This window comes from Streptomyces coerulescens (assembly GCF_042657965.1).
GTDB lineage: Bacteria > Actinomycetota > Actinomycetes > Streptomycetales > Streptomycetaceae > Streptomyces > Streptomyces coerulescens.
The window spans coordinates 15,097-32,177 of the sequence record NZ_JBHSKM010000007.1 but is presented as its reverse complement, the minus strand read 5'-3'; the positions used below and the strand labels follow the sequence as shown (position 1 = coordinate 32,177).

The following is a 17,081-nucleotide window of genomic DNA, read 5'->3' as shown; positions in this document are numbered from 1 at the left end:
CTGAGCCCGTCGCACCTACTGAGCTGCCGGGACTCTGAGGGCGGCCAGGACCGGAAGGTGGTCCGTGGCCGCCCTCAGGTCTGTCTGCGTCACCCCTGCCCGGCCGGTCGGGACACCGCAGCCGAGCACTTCGATGCCCTTCGTGGCGAAGATCGCGTCGATGCGCTGGTGCGGGTCGGCCGGGGTCGAGGAGTACTCGCTGCCCCAGGGGGCGGTGGCCCAGCAGTCCTGGAGGCTGTCGGCGAGGAGGCGGAAGGTGCGGCCGGTGGGGCGGTCGTTGAGATCGCCGCCGGCGATGGCGTGCTCCGTGCCCAGGCCGGCGAGACGGTCCAGGAGCATGCCGCCCTGTTCGAGGCGCTCGTCCTGCTGCAGGGAGAGATGGCAGCTGAGCACGCCGAGGCGGGCGCCGCCGAAGCGGACCACGGCGGTGGCGAAGCCGCGCCGGTGGAGTCCGGGGGTGAGCGGGAGGAGCACGTCCTCCGTCCGCTCCACGGTGGCTCTCAGATCGCACAGGATCGCCGGGCCCGCGGCCGTTGCTCCGCCGGTGAGGACGACGAGGTCCGTCGCGCGGGCCAGGCGGGCGAGTTTCTTGCGCCAGCGGAAGAAGCGGGGGGCTTCCTGGATCAGGACCAGGTCGGGGGCGCAGGCGCGGATGACGCGGGCGAGGGCGTCGGTGTCGTCGCGCATGGAGCGGATGTTGTAGCTGAGGACGCGGATGACTGCGGAGCCGTCGGGTTCGGTGCGGGAGGTGGGGAGCGCCGAGGGGGACGTTGCCATGCCGGTCAATTTACGCCGGGACCCGGGTTGGGGGCGCCCAATGGCTCGGGGCGCGAGGCTCGTGTGCGACTGCCGGTGCGTTGTGGCTGGTCGCGCAGTTCCCCGCGCCCCTGAGGAGTTGCAGTTGCCGCGTCTTGAGAGGTGATACGCGCTACATGATCGGGTCGGGCTCCCGGGCCAGGTCCGCCGCGCCCACCAGGCCCGCCTCGTTGCCGAGTTGGGCGGCGATGACGTCGGCGACCGGGCGCCAGTTGCCGCCCACCAGCCAGCGCTTGTAGGACTTGCGGATGGGGTCGAGGACCAGTTCGCCCTCGTCCGAGAGGCCGCCGCCGACGATGAAGGCGGACGGGTCGAACAGGGAGGCCAGGTCGGCGAGGCCGGCGCCGGCCCAGCGGGCGAGCTCGCGGTAGGAGTCGACGGCGACCGGGTCGCCCTGCCGGGCGGCCATGGAGATGTGCTTGCCCTCGATGCCGTCGGGGCTGCCGTCACCCAGTCCGAGCAGGATCTCGGCGTTCTCCGGGGTGGCGTTGGCGCGCTGCTTGGCGTACCTGACCAGGGCGCGGCCGGAGGCGTACTGCTCCCAGCAGCCCTGGCTGCCGCAGCCGCACAGCAGGCCGTCCGGGACCATGCGGATGTGGCCGAACTCGGCGGCCACGCCGTAGTGCCCGCGGCGCAGCTTGTTGCCGATGATGATGCCGCCGCCGAGGCCGGTGCCCAGCGTGATGCAGATGACGTTGCGGTGGCCCTTGCCGGCGCCGAACTTGTACTCGCCCCACGCGGCCGCGTTGGCGTCGTTCTCCACGACGACCGGGAGTCCGACGCGGGCCTCGACCTTCTGCTTCAGCGGCTCGTTGCGCCAGTCGATGTTCGGCGCGAAGTAGACCTCGGAGCGCTGCCGGTTCACATAGCCGGCCGCTCCGATGCCCACGCCGACGATCTCGTGCCCGGCCCGTGCTCCCTCGACGGCGGAGGCAATGGCGTCCACGATCCCGTCGGGCGTGCCCGGGGTCGGCACCTTGTGGGTCGAGAGGATGTTGCCTTCCTCGTCGACCACACCGGCCGCGATCTTGGTACCGCCGATGTCGACGCCGATGGTGAGTCCCATGAATCCCTCAGTTTCGGTCGAGCCCCGCTACGGCCAACCGTACCCGAGGCCATCGGGCCGGGTTCTCGTTGTCCGCCCGACGGACGACCCCAGGGAGGGAGTCTGACGCGTCAGTCCAAGTCGATGCGCTGGCCGGGGCCGGTGCCCTCGCCGGGGTCGTGCTTGTCGTCGTCGAGTTCGTCCAGCTCCTGGGCGTCCTTCGCACCGCTCGTCCAGCGCTGTTCCTGGTTCTGGACCGCGGAGCGGTAGGCGGCGAGGAGTTCGTTGCCGGCCGCGGCCAGGTGGTCGAAGACATCCGGGTTGCGCTCGATGACGGGCTCGACGGCGGCCTTGGCCTGCTCCACGACCTGCTTGACCACCTGCTGGGCGGCGGGTCCGGCGACCGCGCCGAGCAGCGGTGACTGGAGGGTCGAGAGCTTGTCCGCGACGGTGTCGACGAGCTTGCGCAGTTCCTCGGCGGCCGAGCCCGGCGGCGGGCCGTGCTGGGCGCGGCGGCGGGCCTTCTCCGCCGCGAGGTCCTCGGCGCACGCCGTCGCCCAGGCGTCGGCGTCGGTCGCCCGTGCCTCGTCGACGGCCTCGGGCTCGGCGGCGTCGGACGGGGGGAGCTCTTCGCTCATGACGGACTCCTGACTACGGTTCGTCTCTCCGACGTTACCCGAACGGCCGTACCTGCTTCACCGGGACCGCGGCCAGAGGTCCGGATCCGGCGCGAACCGGATCCGCAGCTCGCCGTCGCGCAGCGCGGCCCCCGCCACGGCGCACCGGCGCAGGGCGGACGGCAGCGGCACGATGCGCCGGAACTGTCCGGCGGTGACGACGAGTTCGTCGCCGCGCCGGATGAGGTCGAGTTCGTCGCGGGCGGCGCCGGGCAGCGGGATGTGCCAGACCAGCACGCCGTCCTCGGCGAGCCGGTCGGTGACGGGCCACTCGACGGTGGACGACGTGGCGTTGACGGCGGGCGTGGCCAGCGCGGCGAGATCGTCGGCGCCACGCGGGTCGCGCCCGAGGTGCGCGACGCCGTGGACGTCGTACGTCTCGCCCCACTCCTCCAGGGCCTTGCGCTGCTGGGCGACGGGTCCGGCGAGCCAGCTGCCGGCCGCGGCCTCCGTCTCCGGCAGGACACGGTTGGCGATCAGCAGGTCGGGGCGCAGGCCGCGCAGGGCGAGGGCGAGAGCGGCGGCGCGCACGGCGTCGGCGCCGCCGGGGCCGGGTTCGGCGATGAGCCGTACGACGGTGTCGCGGTCGGCGAGGACGGCCTCGACGGCGGCGAGCTCGACGTCCCAGCGGGCGGTGGTCTCGTACAGCCACTCCGCGGGCATCGGCACCCCGGCCAGCCGGCCGAGGACGGGCCGCAGCGCGCGGGCCGCCTGCCGCTCGGGCGGGAGGAGGCGGCGCAGATAGCGGCGCAGTTCCTCGGGGAGGGAGAGCAGGGCGAGGGCGTGCGGGGTGGCGGGCAGGTCGACGACGAGCAGGTCGTGGGCCTCGGCGAGCGCGGCGTCCCGCAGCGCCCGCAGCAGCGCGAGTTCCTCGGCGCCGGGCAGCGGGGTGACCTCCTCCGGGTCGAGCCGGGAGGCGCCCAGGAGGTCGAGGGCGGTGGTGGCGCGTTCCTGGAAGGCGGCGAGGTCGTCCCGGAATCCGGTGGCGGCGTCGGGACGCCAGGCGGTGAGGTTCTCGGCGACCCGGGCAGGGGCCGGGCCGGTGGCCGCACCGAGCGCCGCGCCCAGGGTGTCGGTGCGGTCGGCGCTGAGGACGAGGGTGCGGGTGCCCTCACCGGCGGCGGCGAGCGCGGTGGCGGCGGCGACTGTCGTACGACCGCTGCCGCCCGGGCCGGTGATCAGGATGGTGCGCATGGGATTGAACCGTAACGGACGCCGGGTTCGGCCCTGTTTCGCGGTGCTGGGCACTGCGGGCGGGGGTGGGTACGCTCGCCCGCGCTTGCGGGGTGCCGCCTGCGCCCACCCGTGCCGCCCCGAGCGGCACGACTGCCCGCAGGCTAGGTGGCTATCGGCCGACTGAGCCGCAACACCCTCAGGGGCGCGGGGCGGCATCGATCTGCGGCTCCGCCGCGGGGCGGGACCGGCCGCGACGGACCCGCGCCCGGCAACCCACCGCAACCCCCACGGCGAGTGGCCGCTACTTGCCCGACTCGACCCGCTTCTTCAGCCCGGCCAGCGCCCGGTCGATGATGACCTTCTCGGCCTTGCGCTTGATCATCCCGAGCATCGGGATCTTGACGTCGACCGTCAGCTGGTACGTGACCTCGGTCGATCCCGCGCCCGCCGGCTTCAAGATGTACGAGCCGTCCAGCGACCGCAGCATCTGGGACTTCACCAGCGTCCAGGACACCTCGTTCTCACCGGTCCAGGTGTAACCCAGCACCTGGTCGTCCTTGATCGCCCCGGCGTCCATGACGAGACGGACCTGCTCGGCCCGGCCCTCGCCGTCGGTCTTGAGGACCTCCGCCTCCTTCACCTCGCCGGTCCAGTCCGGGTAGCGGGCGAAGTCGGCGATCACCCCCATCACGTCGGCCGGTGCCGCCTCGATCGTGATGCTCGAGCTGGTGTGTTCCGCCATCGCCGTGGCTCCTCCAGATGCGGGCCGGTCAGGAAGTCGTGGTGCGCACGCGTGCGCAGCGTGAAGGCTACCGCGCGCCCGACCGGCCGACTCCACCCCCACCTGCGCCATCGTCGCGAAAGCGTCCATGGCACCCGAATTCACTCACCATTCCAGCGCCCATGGCGTGCCGGACGCCGCGAAGTGCCCCACGTTCACGCACTCCGTGGCCCCGATCCGCATCCGCCGCACCAGCGGCTGATGGACATGTCCGAAAAGGGAGTAGCGGGGACGGGTCCGGCGTATCGCCGCCAGCAACGCCTTGCTGCCGCGCTCGAAGCGCCGGGCCACCGTGTCGTAGACGAGTTCGGGGACCTCCGGCGGAATGTGCGTGCACAGCACGTCCACCTCGCCGACCGCCTCGATCTTGGCCGCGTACTCCTCGTCGCTGATCTCGTACGGCGTGCGCATCGGGGTGCGCAGCCCGCCGCCGACGAAGCCGAAGGTCCGGCCGCCGATCTCGACCCGCTGCCCGTCCAGCACCGTCGTGCCCGGCCCGGCGTACTCCGGCCACAGGGGCGGCATGTCGACATTGCCGTAGGTGGCGTACGTCGGTGTGGGGAACGCCGTGAACAGCTCGGCGTACTGCTTGCGCACCGCCTTCTCGATCGCCGTCGCCCGGTCCGCGCCGATCCCGGCCCACAGCCGCGCCCCGAACTCCCGTGCCTCCTCGAAGCGGCGGGCGGTGCGCAGTTCCACGATGCGGTCGGCGTTCTCGACCCCGAACAGGTCGGGGAAGATGCCGCGCGAGTGGTCGGCGTAGTCCAGGAACAGCACCAGGTCACCCAGGCAGATCAGGGCGTCCGCGCCCGCGCCGGCCCTGGCCAGATCGCGGACATTGCCGTGCACGTCGCTGACCACATGAACGCGGGTCGTCCGGTTTCCCGTCGGTGTCGGTGCCATGGCGATCAAGGGTAAAGGTGTGCGGCAAACGTGAACAGTGGCGGCCGAACCGATGGTTACTGGCCAGTCGTCAGAGCGCTCGACTACTGTGCGCGCAGAAACACCAATCCGTGTGACGCAGCGAACATCTCGCCGGGACCCCCTGTCGAAGAAGCCATACCGGCGGGTAACGTCCGGTCGGTCCAGTCGTGCTCTGGATTTCAACATGTGAATCCGTGAGCACTTGCCCGAGCCTTGGACCGCACCGTCGCATCACACAACGTCGTGGCGCCGGCGCCCTATGAGGAGCAGCAGTCTTGCGCGAGTTCAGCCTTCCGGCTTTGTACGAGGTCCCTGCGGACGGGAATCTGACCGACATCGTCCGCAGAAACGCCGCGCAGCACCCGGACGTGGCCGTCATCGCCCGCAAGGTGGGCGGTGCCTGGCAGGACGTCTCGGCCACCACGTTCCTCGCCGAGGTGCGCGCGGCCGCGAAGGGGCTCATCGCCGCGGGCGTCCAGCCGGGCGACCGGGTGGGCCTGATGTCCCGCACCCGCTACGAGTGGACGCTGCTCGACTTCGCGATCTGGTCGGCCGGCGCGGTCACCGTGCCGGTGTACGAGACCAGCTCGCCGGAGCAGGTGCAGTGGATCCTCGGCGACTCGGGCGCGACCGCCATCATCACGGAGCTGGACGGCCACACCGCCGCCGTCGAGTCGGTGCGCGACCGGCTGCCCGCGCTGAAGCACGTCTGGCAGATCGACGCCGGTGGCGTCGAGGAGCTGGGCCGGCTCGGCCAGGACATCAGCGACGCGGCCGTCGAGGAGCGCAGCTCACTGGCGAAGGCCGACGACCCGGCGACGATCGTGTACACCTCCGGCACCACCGGCCGCCCCAAGGGCTGTGTGCTGACCCACCGCAGCTTCTTCGCGGAGTGCGGCAACATCGTCGAGCGGCTGCGGCCGCTGTTCCGCACCGGCGAGTGCTCGGTGCTGCTCTTCCTGCCGCTGGCGCACGTCTTCGGGCGTCTGGTGCAGGTCGCGCCGATGATGGCGCCGATCAAGCTGGGCACCGTCCCGGACATCAAGAACCTCACCGACGAGCTGGCCTCGTTCCGCCCGACACTGATCCTGGGCGTGCCGCGCGTCTTCGAGAAGGTCTACAACTCGGCGCGCGCCAAGGCCCAGGCCGACGGCAAGGGCAAGATCTTCGACAAGGCCGCGGACACGGCGATCGCCTACAGCAAGGCCCTGGACACCCCGTCCGGCCCGGCCTTCGGTCTGAAGATCAAGCACAAGGTCTTCGACAAGCTGGTCTACAGCAAGCTGCGCGCGGTGCTCGGCGGCCGGGGCGAGTACGCCATCTCCGGCGGCGCCCCGCTGGGCGAGCGGCTCGGGCACTTCTTCCGCGGCATCGGCTTCACGGTCCTGGAGGGCTACGGCCTGACCGAGTCGTGCGCCGCGACCGCGTTCAACCCCTGGGACCGGCAGAAGATCGGCACGGTCGGTCAGCCGCTGCCGGGTTCCGTGGTGCGCATCGCGGACGACGGGGAGGTGCTGCTGCACGGCGAGCACCTGTTCAAGGAGTACTGGAACAACCCGGGCGCGACCGAGGAGGCGCTGGCCGACGGCTGGTTCCACACCGGTGACATCGGCACCCTCGACGAGGACGGCTACCTGCGCATCACCGGCCGCAAGAAGGAGATCATCGTCACCGCGGGCGGCAAGAACGTCGCCCCGGCCGTGATCGAGGACCGTATCCGGGCGCACGCGCTGGTCGCGGAGTGCATGGTGGTCGGCGACGGGCGGCCGTTCGTGGGTGCGCTCGTCACCATCGACGAGGAGTTCCTGGAGCGCTGGTGCGCCGAGCACGGCAAGCCGGCCGGCTCCACCGCGGCGTCGCTGCGCGAGGACGCCGACCTGCTGGCCGCGATCCAGTCGGCGATCGACGACGGCAACGCCGCGGTGTCGAAGGCGGAGTCGGTGCGGAAGTTCCGTATCCTGCCCGCCCAGTTCACCGAGGACTCGGGCCATCTGACGCCGTCGCTGAAGCTGAAGCGCAACGTCGTGGCCAAGGACTACTCGGACGAGATCGAGGCGATCTACGCCAAGTAGTGCGCCCAGAGGGGTGCCGGGTGTTCTGTGTTGGCGGCCGCGGGTTCGTTGTGGCTTGTCGCGCAGTTCCCCGCGCCCCTAAAAGCCAAAAGCGGGGCGTTGCACTACAGCAGCGTTTGTAGCCTCTCCGCCAGTAGATCCCAGCGCCACCTCTCCTCGACCCACTCCCTGCCCCGCTCCCCCATCCGAGCGCGCAGCTCCGGGTCTCCCAGCAGCGTGATGATGCGGTCGGCGGCCTCCTCCGGGGAGCCGCCGCGCACCACCCAGCCGGTCTCCCCGTCGAGCACCGCGTCGGGCGCGCCGCCCGAGTCACCGGCCACGACCGGCAGCCCCGTCGCCGAGGCCTCCAGGTAGACGATCCCGAGCCCCTCGACGTCCAGACCGCCCCGCCGGGTCCGGCACGGCATGGCGAAGACGTCACCGGCGCCGTAGTGCGCGGGCAGCTCGGACCAGGGCACCGGTCCGGTGAAGTGGACCGCGCCGGCCACGCCCGTGTCCTGCGCCAGCCTGCGCAGGTCCTTCTCGTACGGCCCGCCCCCGACGATCAGCAGCACGGTCTCCGGCTCGGCTGCCAGGATCCTGGGCAGAGCCCGGATCAGGGTGTCCTGCCCCTTGCGCCGCACCAGCCGGGACACGCACACCACGACGGGCCGGTCCGTCAGCCCCAGCCGCGCCCGCACCTCGTCGCCGCCCGATCCGGGATGGAAGGTCTTCTCGTCGACCCCCGGCGGCAGCTGCACCATCCGGGAGGCCGCTTCGGGCGTCAGCGCGGTCGCGATCCGCGAGCGCGTGTACTCGCCGAGGTAGGTGATGGTGTCCGTCGCCTCCCCGATCCGCCCGAGCAGCTGCCGGGCCGCGGGCAGCTGGGCCCAGCCCGCCTCGTGGCCGTGGGTCGTGGCCACCAGCCGCTCGGCGCCCGCCTTCCGCAGCGCCGGCGCCATCAGGCCGAGCGGTGCCGCGGCCCCGAACCACACCGACGTACAGCCGTGCTCGCGCAGCAGCCCGACCGCCCGCCGGGTCGCCCCGGGCGTCGGCAGCAGCATCGTCGTACGGTCCCGTACGACCGTGAAGGGCTGCTCGGCGTCGAAGGCGGCGGTGGCCTCGGCTCCCTCGTGGCCCCGCTTCCAGGTCGAGGCGTAGACGACGAGGCGCTCCGGGTCGAGCCGCAGCGCCATGTTGTGCAGGAACGCCTGGATACCGCCGGGACGGGGCGGGAAGTCGTTGGTCACGATCAGGGTCTTGTGCATCGCCGCAGACCTTACCGAAGCAGCCGTTCACAGCCGGGCCCGGCCACGTTGGTGGCCCGCACACAGCCGGACAGGACATCATGTTCCACTCAAGACGGGAATCGAACGGCAGGGGATCCGGTGGAGACGACGGGCACGCGGCGGTCCTTGGCGTGGCTTCTCGGCGTCTGGAGCCTGACCAGGGTCGTCCTGCTGCTCTTCGTGTTCAAGGTGTACGTCTTCCCGGGCCCGGACGTCACCAGCGACGTCTCGGTCATCTACCAGGGCTGGTACGAGGTGCTGCGCACCGGCACCTTCCCGCTGCACGACGTCACCTGGCAGTACCCGCCCGCCGGGGCGCTCGCCATACTCTCCCCCGCGCTGGTCTTCTGGCTGGACTATCCGTCGGCGTTCTTCGTCCTGGCGTTCAGCGCCGACCTGGCCGTCCTGCTGCTCCTGCTGTACGCCGGCCTGCGCCCGGAGCGCACCCTGCGCGGGGCCTGGGTGTGGGTGACGGGCGCGGCGCTGCTCGGGCCGACCGTGTATGCGCGCTACGACGTGATGGTCACCGCCGTCGCCGTGGCCGCGCTGGTCGCGGGCGCCCGCCATCCGCGGCTGATGGGCGCTCTGGCGGCCGTCGGGGCGATGCTGAAGGTGTGGCCGGTGCTGCTGCTGATCGCGGCCCGCAACCGCGCCGCCTGGGCCTGGGCCGCGCTGTGCGCCGGTGCCCTGGCGGCGGTGTTCGCGCTGGCCATGCCGGGCGCCTTCGCCTTCCTGACCTTCCAGCGCGACCGCGGCACCGAGGTGGAGTCGCTGGGCGGGCTGGTCTTCCATGTGGCCCGGCAGTACGGCTGGGACGGCCAGGTGCTGCTGAACTACGGCTCGGTGGAGTTCCTCGGCCCGTACGTCGGACTCGTCAGCGCGGCCGCCCTGGGTCTGAGCGGGCTGGCCTTCGGCTGGCTGCTGCTGTGGCGGCTGCGGGCGCGGCGGTTCGAGGCGCACACGCTCGCCGACGCGGCGTTCGTGGCGGTGCTCATGTTCACGACGACGAGCCGGGTGATCAGCCGGCAGTACATGGTGTGGCTGGTCGGCCTCGCGGCGGTGTGCCTGTGCTTCCGGGAGAGCCGGATGCGGCTCCCGGTGGCGCTGGTCCTGGCGGCCTGTCTCGCCACGGTCCTGGAGTTCCCTGTCTGGTTCTCGCACGTCGTCGCGAGCAACGGTCCCGGCGTCGCCCTGCTGTTCCTGCGCAACGGCCTGCTGGTCCTCGCCACCGTCCTCGCGGCCCGCGTGCTGTGGCGCTCGACGGTCACCCGCACCGCCTCCGCCCCCGTCCCCGCACAGCCCAGCCGCCCGAGGGAAACGTCCCTGCCGTCCTGAGCCCCGGCCCGCCGCCTCAGCCCAGTTGTGCCCGCAGATACTCGCCCCACTGGGCGGTGAACTCCTCCAGCGAGGTCCCGAGCACTTCCTTCAGCGCGCCCTCGACCGCCCCGGCCCGGCGCTCGTGGCCGCCGACGGCGCGGTAGAACTCGGCGAGCCTGACCTCGCCCCAGTGGTCGGCGATCATGCGGCAGGCCATCCAGCCGCCCTCGTAGGCCTGGGCCAGCTCGGTCGCGTCGCCGGCGAAGCCGAAGTCCGCGTCCAGCGGCAGACTGTCGGGCACCCGGCCCTCGGCCACCGCCCGCCGCAGCTCGGGGGCGGCCTGGGACGGGGAGCGGCCGCTGCCGAGGTAGCCGATCCAGTCGGCGTAGCCCTCGGAGAGCCACAGCGGGGTGGCGGCGGTGGTGTGGGTGCGGGTGGCGACGTGCGTGGTCTCGTGGGTGAGGACGACCTGCTTGCCGGTACCGCCGAGGACGCCGTACGCGTCGGGGTTCAGGATGATCCGGTCGGCGGGGGCACCGGCCCGTGCGCCGGTCTCGCCGGTGGTGACCGCGGCGATCCCGCGGTAGGAGGACTCCGGCGCACCGAGCAGCCCCGCCATGTCGCTCAGCGACCCCGGCACCAGGACGACGACGTGCCGGGCCCAGTCCGTGCCCCACGCCTGGGCCACGGCCGGCACCGCGTGGTCGGCCAGCCGCGCGTACGCCCGCAGCCGGGCGGCGGACTGCCCGACGCCCAGGACGAGGCTGTCCTGACCGCGTACGGCCGCGACCTCGCCCTGGTCCCACAACTGCTCGGCGGAGCCCTTGGCGGGCCGGTCCGAGGCGACGTACCAGTGGCCCTGGGCGTCCGGCTCCAGGCGCAGGGTGCGGCCGACCCGGACGGGAGCCCGGTCGTAGCCCTCGACGCGATAGCGCAGCTCGGCGTCGGCGACGGCGGAGTCGCCGGTGCGGCGCAGCCCGGTCAGTCGGTACGACCAGTCGGCGAGGGGCACCGCGCGCAGATCGCCGAACCAGCCCCGCGCACCGGTGCGCAGATAGGCGGCCTCGTCCCGGTCCAGGAGCGCGGTGGCCCGCCGGTCCAGGAGGCTCTGCACCTCGGCCCGGGCACTGTCGGTCGCGGGCCGCCCGCCGCAGCCCACCAGTGCGACGAGCAGCAGGCAGACGGCGAGGACGACTCGCGTTCCCGACGCCCGCCTTCGACCAGCCACTTCCCGATCGTACGGCGGCGTGGGCGCGGAGGTCAGACCCTGGTGACCGTCGCCCCGGGGATCATGCCCACCGGGTCGTAACGCACGGGTGCGCCGGGGTAGGGCGCGTGGATCACCTGGCCGTTGCCCATGTACATCCCGACATGGCTGGCGTCGGAGCGATAGGTGACGACGTCGCCGGGGCGGGCCTCGGAGAGCGGGACCTGCCGGCCGGCGTACCGCTGGCCCTGCGAGGTGCGCGGCAGGGAGACGCCGGCCTGGGCGTACGACCACTGGATCAGGCCCGAGCAGTCGAAGCCGGAGGGCCCGTTGGCGCCCCAGATGTACGGTCTGCCCAGCGCGGACTGGGCGGCGGCGACGGCGGCCGCCGCCCGGCCCGAGGCCGGGACGGCGCTGCCGAAGTCGGGCAGGTCCGTCCGGCCGGAGCGCGAGGCCCGGTCGTAGGCGGCGCGGTCGCTCTCCGTCAGGGAGTTGAGGAGTCTGCGGGCCTCGGCGAGCTTGCGCTCGACGGTCCGCTTGTGGGCGGCGACGGCCTTGCGGCTCTTCTCCAGCTCGACGAGTTTCCCGGCCGCCTCGGCACGCTCCTGGGCCAGCGCGCGCATGGCGTCCTGGAGCTCCTTGAGCTGGGCGGCCTGGTGCGCGGTGATACGGGCGAGCGCGGCGGCCCTGTCGAGGTAGTCCTCGGGGTCGTCGGAGAGCAGCAGGGCGAGGGAGGGGTCGAGGCCGCCGGAGCGGTACTGGGCGCCGGCCAGCGAACCGAGCACGTCCCGCTTGGAGTTGATGTGCTCCTGCTGCCGGGCGATGCGGTCCTGGGCCCGGTTCACCTGCTCGCGGAGGCCGTCGGCGCGCTCGTCGGCCTTGTTGTAGGCCTCGGTGGCCTTCTCGGCCTCCTCGTAGAGCTTGTCGACCTTGGCCCTGGTGTCGTCCTGGGGCGCGGCCGTGGCCGGTGTGACCCCGAAGGCCGCGGCGGCGGCGGACATGACGCAGAGCGCTGCGTTGGCGCCACGGTCGAACCCGGGCGATGCAAGGCGACGATGGGACCCCACGGGAAGCCGCTCTCCTTCCGCTGGCGGACAGGACCATTTCCCCGGCGTCGGGGAAACGCGGCAGACAGTAGCTCCGTGCGGGGGCGCCGACCAACGACCGTGCCGGACACACAAAGTGACGCCCCGCCTCTGACGCAGGTCATCGGCGGGGCGTGGGGTCAGGCGGGGGTTCCGTAATTCGCTCGTTCGGGCGGCACCCTGTGTTGATCTTGCAGGCGTCCAGCCGGGATCAGATGCGGACGCCGAACTGGAACGGCATGTTGTTGATCGACTCGTAGCGCACGACCGTGCCGGTGCGCGGGGCGTGCAGGATCTGGCCGTTGCCCGCGTAGAAGCCGACGTGGTGGCGGTCGCCGTAGAAGATGACCAGGTCGCCGACCTTGAGCTCGGACTGGCTGTAGATCTGCGTGCCGTAGGTCGCCTGGGCCTGCGAGGTGCGCGGGATGGAGACGCCGGCCTGGGCGAAGGCCCAGGAGGTCAGGCCCGAGCAGTCGAAGGAGGACGGGCCGGAGGCGCCGTAGACGTAGGGCGAGCCGATGACGCTCTGGGCGGCCTGGAAGGCGGCCATGGCGCGGCCGGAGGCGGCACCGGTGTTGCCGAGGTCGACCCGGTCGGCGGCCGAACGGCTGGCGCGGGACTCCTCGGCGGCGAGTGCGGCCTTCTCGGCGGCCGTCAGGGAGTTGAGGAGCTTCTGGGCCTCGGCGAGCTTGCCCTGAACCTGCTTCTTCTTCTTGCCCAGTTCGGCGCGGGTGGAGGAGAGGTCCTTGAGCTTCTCGGCGGCCTCGGCGCGCTGCTGGGCGAGTTCGCGCTGCTTCTCCTGGACCTTCTTCAGCGACTCGACCTGCTGGGCGCTGAGCTGGTCGGCGGTGGACGCCTTGTCCAGGTAGTCGTCGGGGTTCGACGACAGGAACAGCTGGAGGGAGGAGTCGATGCTGCCCGTGCGGTACTGGGCGGCGGCGGCCAGGCCCATGGAGTCACGCAGCTCGTTCAGGTCTTCCTGACCGCGGGCCACGTTGTCCTGGATGGTGGAGATCTCCTTCTGGAGCTTCTCCTGCTTCTCCTTGGCGCCGTTGTACTTCTCGGTGGCCTGCTCGGCCTCCTCGTAGAGCTTGTCGACCTTGGCCTTGACCTCGTCCTTGCTCGGCTTCTCGCTGGGGGCAGCGTTGGCCGCCTGCGAACTGATGGCCACGGCTGCAGCCGCCGCTGTGGTCAGCACGGTCACACGTGCTCGGCTCGGCTGCTTCGGTCGACGGTGGGACGCCACTGAGGTGAAACCCTTCTTGTGAGTGATCACCCGCTCGGAGGTTCGACGCCAGACCCTAGTGACCCTCTTGTGATCAGATCAAATCCTCACAGGAAAAATCTCGTCACACACATCATTCTTTACACACAACTCACATGGTGTGATGCGCGGTTGACGCTACGTTGCGTGACGACCGGGCCAATTCGGGCGTTGCCCGTGCACGTTGCCCGATTCAGGACAGGCGCTTCAGAAGCACCGCAGAAGCCACCGGTCGTGCGCCGGCGCGTGCCACTCCGTCGGCGACCTCGCGGTCGGTGGAGGCGACGATGACCGGACGGCCGGGCGGCTCGGCGCGCACCAGCTGGCGGATCAGCTCGTCGGCGGTCACGCCCGGCTTGGAGAACAGGACCCGTACGCCGCGCGGCGGCGCGAGCAGCACCGGCGCCGCCAGTTCGGCCCCGTCGAAGACACAGGTCACCTCGGCGCCGGTCTGCGCGGCGAGCTGCGAGAGCTGCCCGAGGAGCCTGAGGCGCTGCTTCTCCAGGGGCATCTGGGGATAGCCGGTCTTGGTGACGTTGTAGCCGTCGACCACCAAGTGGGCCTGCGGCAGGGCGAGAAGCTGGTCGAGGATGGCCGGATCGTTCTCGGACAGGGCCCGCGCGGCGATGTCCTTCGGGGTCATTCGTCCCGGTTCGACCGCGTCCACGGTCTCGGCGGGGCGTACGGAGACCGGCGGCAACGCCAGCTCCCGGCGCAGCCCTTGGGTGGCGTCCAGCAGGGTGTCCAGAAGCAGCCGGACGCGCATGTCCTCGACACTGCGCCCCTCGCGTGCCGCTCTGCGCGTGGCCTCCAGGGCGGCCTCGGCCTCCCCGAGCCGCGCCTTGAGCCGGCGGGTCTCGCTCTCGGCCGCGGAGACCTGGGTGTGCCCCTCGGCGCGCACGGTCTCGATCTCGTTCTGCACCTTGCGCAGGGCGGCCTCGCCGCGCTTGACGTCACTGAGGGCGGAGCGCAGCTTCCGGTGAAGCGATTCGGCTTCCTTCTTCGCCGCGTCCAACTCGGTGCGCAGCCGCTCGGTCTCGTGCCGGGTCTGCTCCCGGGCGTGGTCGAGCTCCTCGCGCAGCCGCTCCAGCTCGGCGCGGGCCTCGTCGTCGGCGCGCTCGGCATCGGCCCGCTGGGCCTCCTCGCCGGCCGCGGTGACCAGCTTGACCCAGCCGGTGGGGCGCAGAACATAGGCCGCGGCCGCCACGTCCAGCGGATCCGCGGCCGGAGGGGCCGATCCCGAGTCGAGAGCGCCGGTGAGCTCCGGCTGGGCCTCTCTGAGCTTCTCCCCGATGCGCTGGCGGAACAGCGGATCGGTCTCCAGCGCGGCGGCCATCGCGTTGCCCGCGAACTTGGCCCGCCGGTTGGGCGCGAACCTGGCGTACTGGCGCAGCTGCGCGGGCAGTTCGCCGACCGTGAGCCCGCCGAAGCCGTCGGACACGATCTGTACGACCTTGCGCCGTACGCCGTCGGGCAGCGGACGGTCGAGCACCTCGGCGGCGCCGTCGCCCGGCCCCCCGCCTTGTGTCTCCACCATCCGTCACACCCCAATACGTGTGCGGGGCCGGCTCCCGTCAGGAGCCGGCACCCGGCCTGTCCACGAGTTCCACCTTGTCCACCGCATTGCACCAGCGGCAGCGCACCGACTCGATCGTCTCACTGAGCACCTCGCGCTCCTCGACCTTCGGCTCGCCGGCCAGATCGAGGTGCATGTACTCCACGACCCTGGACGAACGCGTCACGTCGAAGCGCGTGAGGTTGCCGCAGAGGGTGCAGCGCCACCGCGTCGTGTCGGTCGGCAGGGGAACCGTCATCGTGACTGCGCTCTTTCCTGTAGGACTTCTATTGTCGGCGACGCGCCGGGCTCCGGCGCGTGTGGCTCGTAACCCTACGGCCTGGCGGGTACTCGCCGCCCGTCCGTCCACGGCGGCGAGGCGGTCTGTGCGAGTGCGTCCCGTTACGCCATGCTCTGTGTTCATGATCGGCAACTGGAGCGTGGCGCATTTCCGGGCTCGGTTCGGCAGGGCCGCAGGACGCGTGGCCGTCGGGTCGTCGGCGCCGGTGACATACGGGCTGATCACCCTGTGCTGCCTGCTCTTCCTCCTGAGCCCGGCGGCGGGACTCAATCCGGCGTACGGCTCCGGCGAGGAGCTCCTCGCGGCTCAGCGGGCCTACTTCCACCACTGGGGAGTGGTGCCCGCGGAACTGTTCGAGGGCGCGCCCCGGGCCGCCCTGACTCCGGCGACGGCCCTGTTCGTGCACGGCAGCTGGGTGCACCTGCTCGGCAACATGCTCTTCCTCTACGTCTTCGGCGCGATGACCGAGGAGCGGATGGGCCGCGTCCAGTTCACGCTGTTCTATCTCGGCTGCGGCTATCTGGCCCTGCTGGGCTACGCCGCCGCCAACGACGACTCCACTCAGTCCCTGGTCGGCGCGTCCGGGGCGATCTCGGCCGTCCTCGGCGCGTTCCTGTTCCTCTTCCCCGGAGCGCGGGTGACAAGCCTGCTGCCGTTCCTGCTCTTCCTGCCGCTGCGCTTCCCGGCCTGGGTCGTGCTGCCCTTCTGGGCAGCCCTTCAGTGGGTGGCGGCCGGGCGGGCGGCGCAGGGGCCCGGCGTGGCGTATCTGGCGCACCTGGTCGGCTTCGGCCTGGGCTTCGGCTACGCGTGGGCCCGGTTCGGGCGGCCCACTAGAGTGAAAGCCGCCCCAGCTCCGGCCCCCGAGGGAGAGAACCAGCCGTGATCACCGCGATCGTCCTGATCAAGACCAGCGTGGACCGGATCCCCGAGATCGCGGAGCGGATCGCTTCGCTGGAGAACGTGACCGAGGTCTTCTCCGTCACCGGCACCTACGACCTGATCGCCATGGTGCGGGTGAAGGAGCACGAGGAGCTGGCCGAGGTCATCCCCGGCCGGATCAGCAAGATCCCCGGCGTCGAGGGCACCGACACGCACGTGGCGTTCCGCACCTACTCCCAGCACGACATCGAGGCCGCGTTCGCCATCGGCCTGGACAGCTGACGCCGGGGGCGCCGTCCAGGATGAGGAGTTCTTCATCCTGGGCTCATCCTGAGCGCCGGAAGCGGTGGGCAGGATCGCCCGTATGGCCTTCACGCACCGGATCGCGGCCCTCGCCGCCGTCGTGGCGATCCCGCTGGGCATCGCCGCGACCAGTTTCGCCCTCACCGACCAGCCGAAGTCGCCGGAGGTGCCGTCCCGGGTGGAGCTGGACAGCGGCTCCCCCACGCCGACGCCCAGCCGGTCCGCGCCTACGCCGACGCCGAGTGACGAGGTCGTCTCGCGTCCGCCGGTGACCGACGGCTCCGCGGGTGACGACGACGATGACGACGATCGTGGTGAGGCCGGCGACGAAGGCTGAGGGCGTTGCCCAGAGCCGTGATCGTCCGTCTGCGGGTTCGCTGTGGCTGGTCGCGCAGTTCCCCGCGCCCCTTG

Annotated in this window: 17 protein-coding genes; 5 read left to right on the top strand and 12 right to left on the bottom strand. The window is 71.8% G+C overall.

Annotated features, from left to right (window positions below; genetic code table 11):
- Positions 1-15: 15 nt before the first annotated feature.
- The 6 genes from ACFPQ9_RS12080 to ACFPQ9_RS12055 all read right to left on the bottom strand — a co-directional run bounded on the left by ACFPQ9_RS12080 (position 16) and on the right by ACFPQ9_RS12055 (position 5,398).
- The gene (locus tag ACFPQ9_RS12080) at positions 16-777 is read right to left on the bottom strand and encodes an endonuclease/exonuclease/phosphatase family protein (protein WP_380851154.1); all 762 of its coding nucleotides are present in this window, start codon (positions 775-777) and stop codon (positions 16-18) included.
- Positions 778-928: 151 nt separating this feature from the next.
- Positions 929-1,882, bottom strand: a complete 954-nt coding sequence (locus tag ACFPQ9_RS12075) for an ROK family glucokinase (RefSeq protein WP_380851151.1) — start codon at positions 1,880-1,882, stop codon at positions 929-931.
- Between the two features lie 110 nt (positions 1,883-1,992).
- Positions 1,993-2,499: a DUF5304 domain-containing protein gene (locus tag ACFPQ9_RS12070; protein WP_380851148.1), complete on the bottom strand. Its 507-nt coding sequence runs from the start codon at positions 2,497-2,499 to the stop codon at positions 1,993-1,995.
- A 57-nt stretch (positions 2,500-2,556) separates the two neighbouring features.
- Complete coding sequence (locus ACFPQ9_RS12065) at positions 2,557-3,732, bottom strand: ArsA family ATPase (protein WP_380851145.1); 1,176 nt, start codon at positions 3,730-3,732, stop codon at positions 2,557-2,559.
- A gap of 283 nt (positions 3,733-4,015) precedes the next feature.
- A complete protein-coding gene (locus ACFPQ9_RS12060; protein ID WP_380851142.1) occupies positions 4,016-4,456 on the bottom strand; it encodes an SRPBCC family protein in 441 nt (146 codons plus the stop codon).
- Between the two features lie 144 nt (positions 4,457-4,600).
- Positions 4,601-5,398, bottom strand: coding sequence for a metallophosphoesterase family protein (locus tag ACFPQ9_RS12055; protein ID WP_380851139.1), 798 nt, complete (start codon positions 5,396-5,398; stop codon positions 4,601-4,603).
- A 296-nt stretch (positions 5,399-5,694) separates the two neighbouring features.
- Here ACFPQ9_RS12055 and ACFPQ9_RS12050 point away from each other — a divergent pair, with 296 nt between their 5' ends.
- Entirely contained in the window at positions 5,695-7,491 is a 1,797-nt protein-coding gene (locus tag ACFPQ9_RS12050) for an AMP-dependent synthetase/ligase (protein ID WP_380851136.1), read from the top strand.
- 104 nt (positions 7,492-7,595) lie between these two features.
- Here ACFPQ9_RS12050 and ACFPQ9_RS12045 read toward each other — a convergent pair whose 3' ends face one another.
- Positions 7,596-8,738, bottom strand: a complete 1,143-nt coding sequence (locus ACFPQ9_RS12045) for a glycosyltransferase family 4 protein (RefSeq protein WP_380851133.1) — start codon at positions 8,736-8,738, stop codon at positions 7,596-7,598.
- A gap of 120 nt (positions 8,739-8,858) precedes the next feature.
- On the opposite strand from ACFPQ9_RS12045, the gene ACFPQ9_RS12040 reads away from it, so the two are divergent.
- Positions 8,859-10,094 (top strand): glycosyltransferase 87 family protein, encoded by a 1,236-nt coding sequence (locus ACFPQ9_RS12040; protein WP_380851130.1) that lies wholly within the window; start codon positions 8,859-8,861, stop codon positions 10,092-10,094.
- 16 nt (positions 10,095-10,110) lie between these two features.
- On the opposite strand, the gene ACFPQ9_RS12035 is transcribed toward ACFPQ9_RS12040, so the two are convergent.
- The 5 genes from ACFPQ9_RS12035 to ACFPQ9_RS12015 all read right to left on the bottom strand — a co-directional run bounded on the left by ACFPQ9_RS12035 (position 10,111) and on the right by ACFPQ9_RS12015 (position 15,446).
- Complete coding sequence (locus ACFPQ9_RS12035; protein ID WP_380851127.1) at positions 10,111-11,304, bottom strand: hypothetical protein; 1,194 nt, start codon at positions 11,302-11,304, stop codon at positions 10,111-10,113.
- Between the two features lie 32 nt (positions 11,305-11,336).
- A complete protein-coding gene (locus tag ACFPQ9_RS12030; protein WP_380851124.1) occupies positions 11,337-12,350 on the bottom strand; it encodes a C40 family peptidase in 1,014 nt (337 codons plus the stop codon).
- 229 nt (positions 12,351-12,579) lie between these two features.
- Positions 12,580-13,614: a C40 family peptidase gene (locus tag ACFPQ9_RS12025; protein WP_380851121.1), complete on the bottom strand. Its 1,035-nt coding sequence runs from the start codon at positions 13,612-13,614 to the stop codon at positions 12,580-12,582.
- Positions 13,615-13,825: 211 nt separating this feature from the next.
- A complete protein-coding gene (locus tag ACFPQ9_RS12020; RefSeq protein WP_380851118.1) occupies positions 13,826-15,169 on the bottom strand; it encodes an NYN domain-containing protein in 1,344 nt (447 codons plus the stop codon).
- Positions 15,170-15,206: 37 nt separating this feature from the next.
- Positions 15,207-15,446: a hypothetical protein gene (locus ACFPQ9_RS12015; protein WP_062718960.1), complete on the bottom strand. Its 240-nt coding sequence runs from the start codon at positions 15,444-15,446 to the stop codon at positions 15,207-15,209.
- 163 nt (positions 15,447-15,609) lie between these two features.
- Here ACFPQ9_RS12015 and ACFPQ9_RS12010 point away from each other — a divergent pair, with 163 nt between their 5' ends.
- From ACFPQ9_RS12010 to ACFPQ9_RS12000, 3 genes are all read left to right on the top strand, one after another.
- Positions 15,610-16,371: a rhomboid family intramembrane serine protease gene (locus tag ACFPQ9_RS12010; RefSeq protein WP_380851115.1), complete on the top strand. Its 762-nt coding sequence runs from the start codon at positions 15,610-15,612 to the stop codon at positions 16,369-16,371.
- Positions 16,368-16,649 (top strand): Lrp/AsnC family transcriptional regulator, encoded by a 282-nt coding sequence (locus ACFPQ9_RS12005; RefSeq protein WP_269642305.1) that lies wholly within the window; start codon positions 16,368-16,370, stop codon positions 16,647-16,649. Before ACFPQ9_RS12010 ends, ACFPQ9_RS12005 begins: the two co-directional genes overlap by 4 nt.
- An 82-nt stretch (positions 16,650-16,731) precedes the next feature.
- Positions 16,732-17,007 carry a small secreted hydrophilic protein gene (locus tag ACFPQ9_RS12000; RefSeq protein ID WP_380851110.1) on the top strand — a complete coding sequence of 92 codons (276 nt, stop codon included), beginning with the start codon at positions 16,732-16,734 and terminating at the stop codon, positions 17,005-17,007.
- Positions 17,008-17,081: the final 74 nt, after the last annotated feature.